We start from the raw sequence: 3464 nt of genomic DNA on the forward strand, positions 1-3464 counted from the left end.
CCGGCGCCGGGCTCTCGCCGGCGCCGAAGATGCGCTTCAGCCAGCCGACCACGCCGGTGGCCGGCGGCGCGACCGGGGCCGGCGCAACCACGGGCGCCGGTGCCGGTGCGGCCACCGGTTCTTCGACCACTTCGCGCACCGGGGCCGGCTGCGAGTGCTTCACATTGGTCACCGCAGGCGCCGGGATGTTCAACTGCGCCTTGGTCAGCGCGTGCACCGGCAGCTTGCGCGGGGTGCCGCGCTGGTAGCTGGGCTTGGTGCTTTCCTCGCCCAGCTCGTTCTCGCGCAGGCGGGTCACTTCGTAGTGCGGGGTGTGCAGCTGCTCGTCGGCGACGATCACGATCGGCGCGTCGTGGCGCTTCTCGATCTCGCTGAGCGCGCGGCGCTTCTCGTTGAGCAGGTAGTTGGCGATCTCCACCGGGGCCTGCACCAGCACCTGCCCGGTGTTCTCCTTCATCGCGTGCTCCTCGGCGACGCGGATGATCGACAGCGACAGCGACTCGACGCTGCGCATGCGGCCGTGGCCGTCGCAGCGCGGGCAGACGATCTGGCTGGATTCGCCCAGCGACGGACGCAGGCGCTGGCGGCTCATCTCCAGCAGGCCGAAGCGCGAGATGCGGCCGATCTGCACCCGTGCGCGGTCGTACTTGAGCGCGTTCTGCAGGCGGTTCTCGACCTCGCGCTGGTGCTTGTTGGAGGCCATGTCGATGAAGTCGATCACCACCAAGCCGCCGAGGTCGCGCAGGCGCAGCTGGCGCGCGACCTCTTCGGCCGCCTCCAGGTTGGTCTGGAACGCGGTGTCCTCGATGTCGCTGCCCTTGGTGGCGCGCGAGGAGTTGACGTCCACCGCGGTCAGCGCCTCGGTCTGGTCGACCACGATCGAGCCGCCGGACGGCAGGCGCACGCTGCGCTCGTAGGCGGCCTCGATCTGCGACTCGATCTGGAAGCGGTTGAACAGCGGGATGTCGTCGGTGTAGTGCTTGAGCTTGCGCAGGCTCTGCGGCATCACCTGCTGCATGAACTCCTGGGCGTCGCCGTACATCTCGGCGGTGTCGACCAGGATCTCGCCGATGTCGGCGCGCAGGTAGTCGCGCAGGGCGCGGATGATCAGCCGCGACTCCTGGTAGATCAGGAACGGCGCCGGCTTGGCCAGGGCGGCCTCGGCGATCGACTTCCACACCTGCAGCAGGTAGTCCAAGTCCCACTGCAGCTCTTCGGCATCGCGGCCGACGCCGGCGGTGCGGATGATCACGCCCATGTCGTCGGGGATGTTCAGCTTGTCCAGCGCTTCCTTCAGCGCGGCGCGGTCCTCGCCCTCGATCCGGCGCGAGACGCCGCCGGCGCTGGGCGAGTTCGGCATCAGCACCATGTAGCGGCCGGCCAGGGAGATGAACGTGGTCAGGGCGGCGCCCTTGTTGCCGCGCTCTTCCTTGTCCACCTGCACCACGACTTCCTGGCCCTCGCGCAGCAGTTCGCGGATCGTCGCCTTGTTGTGGTCGACGCCGGCCTGGAAGTAATCGCGGGAGATTTCCTTCAGCGGCAGGAAGCCGTGGCGCTCGCCGCCGTATTCGACGAAGGCCGCTTCCAGCGAGGGTTCGAGCCGGGTGATGCGGCCCTTGTAGATGTTGGACTTCTTCTGTTCCTTGGACGGCTGCTCGATGTCGATGTCGTACAGGGTCTGGCCGTCCACGATGGCCACACGCAGTTCTTCTGCCTGCGTGGCGTTGATCAGCATTCGCTTCATTGTTGCGTTCCTCGCGCTGCTACCGCGCGGAACGCCATGGGGTTTCGCTTCTGGTCACGCTTCGTCGCCCATCGCGCAGGCGCGGGGTGGGCGTCTTGGGTTTCCAGCGCTACGACACCACGGCGAGCCGCGGGAGCGCTTCTTGCTTTTAGGTGGTTCAGGACCGGCGGCGACTCCAGCCAGGCTGGGCGCCGCACGGGGCATGTTCAGCGCGGACGCTTGCGGCATCCGGCGATGGCCGGGTAGGCCGGTGAGCCGCTAACATGGCCGCCCCGGGGGCGGTGGTCGCGCACTGTGCCGGAATCGTCGTAAGCCGGGCTTCTGGCCCTCAACTAACTTCCAACGAAATCAAACCCTTATCTCGCCCCCCGAGTGTAACAGAATAAACTGCCTGATGACTTCCCCCCCGATCCCTCCGAAGCCGCGCGATGTCGCGACCAGCGCGGTGCGCATTCTCAAGGTCCCGGAAGACAGGGCCGGACAGCGCGTAGACAATTTCCTGCTCGGCCAGCTCAAGGGCGCGCCGCGCAGCCTGATCTACAAGCTGATGCGCAGCGGCCAGGTGCGGGTCAACGGCGGCCGCACCAAGGCCGAGCGCAAGCTCGAGGCCGGCGACGAGGTGCGCATCCCGCCGGTGCGGCTGACCGAGGAGGGCGAGAAGAGCGCGCCGCCGGAGGCGTTCATGGCCCGGCTGGAGGCGGCGATCGTCTACGAGGACGCGCGGCTGCTGGCGCTGAACAAACCCTCGGGCGTCGCCAGCCACGGCGGCAGCGGGATCAGTTTCGGCGCCATCGAGACGCTGCGTGCGCTGCGTCCCAATCAGTCGCTGGAGCTGGTGCACCGGCTCGACCGCGACACCTCCGGGCTGCTGATCGTGGCCAAGAAGCGCTCGGCGCTGACCGAATTGCAGGCGCTGATGCGTGAGGACGACCGGGTCCAGGGCCGCGGCATCAGCAAGCGCTACCTGACCCTGCTGGTCGGGCGCATGCCCGACGGCACCATGAGCGTGGACGCGCCGCTGCACATCGGCCTGCGCCAGGGCGGCGAGCGCCACGTGCAGGTGAACGCGGCGGGCAAGCCGTCGCTGAGCCACTTCCGGGTGCTGGAGCGGCGCGGCGGGCATTCCTATTGCGAGGTGCGGATCGAGACCGGCCGCACCCACCAGATCCGCGTGCATGCCCAGCACCTGGGGCATCCGGTCGCCGGCGACGACAAGTACGGCGATCCGGCGGTCAACAAGCGCCTGCGCGAGCAGATCGGGCTCAAGCGCCTGTTCCTGCATGCCGCCTCGCTGGAGTTCAGCCTGGACGACGGCAAGACGCCTTATCTATTGAATGCCCCGCTGGCCGACGAACTGGCCGAAGCGCTGAACCGCCTCGGCTAAGCCAGGCCCGCGGGAGCGGCATGCTGCCGCCCCCGCGCTGCGCTCAGCTTTCGTGATGGTCGTGATCGTGGTGCCCGTCGTGATGGGCGGGTGCCGGGCGTTGTGCCGGATGCGACTCGGCCGGCCGCGGCTCGGGCATGCGCGGTGGCGGGGAGAAGCGGGCCACGCGCTGCTCCTGGCGTTGTTCCTGGCGTTGTTCCTGACGCTGCTCCTGGCGCGGTTCCGGCATCGGCGCACGCATCGCCTCGCGCGGCATCTGCGGCGCGCGCGCCTCGCGTTCGGGCGCCGGCGCATGCCAGGCCTGCGCGCGCGGGGCTTCGCTCGGCAGTGCCTGGC

At 69.0% G+C, this 3464-nt stretch carries 2 protein-coding genes and 1 pseudogene; 1 reads left to right on the plus strand and 2 read right to left on the minus strand.

Going from position 1 to position 3464, the window contains the following annotated elements; translation table 11 throughout:
- Positions 1-1744, minus strand: a 1744-nt coding sequence (locus tag D588_RS0107710; RefSeq protein ID WP_017915560.1) for an Rne/Rng family ribonuclease, incomplete at its 3' end; no start/stop codon positions are given.
- A gap of 394 nt (positions 1745-2138) precedes the next feature.
- Between D588_RS0107710 and D588_RS0107715 the strand changes: the two genes are divergently transcribed.
- A complete protein-coding gene (locus D588_RS0107715) occupies positions 2139-3128 on the plus strand; it encodes an RluA family pseudouridine synthase (protein WP_026143487.1) in 990 nt (329 codons plus the stop codon).
- A 43-nt stretch (positions 3129-3171) separates the two neighbouring features.
- Here D588_RS0107715 and D588_RS0107720 read toward each other — a convergent pair.
- Positions 3172-3464: pseudogene (locus D588_RS0107720) on the minus strand (hypothetical protein); the annotation flags it as partial.

The organism is Xanthomonas sp. SHU 308, from assembly GCF_000364645.1.
GTDB classification, from domain to species: domain Bacteria; phylum Pseudomonadota; class Gammaproteobacteria; order Xanthomonadales; family Xanthomonadaceae; genus Xanthomonas_A; species Xanthomonas_A sontii.

Coding starts and splice junctions, on each gene's coding strand:
- D588_RS0107715 (WP_026143487.1), top strand. CDS start 2,139: ATGACTTCCCCCCCGATCCCTCCGAAGCCGCGCGATGTCGCGACCAGC.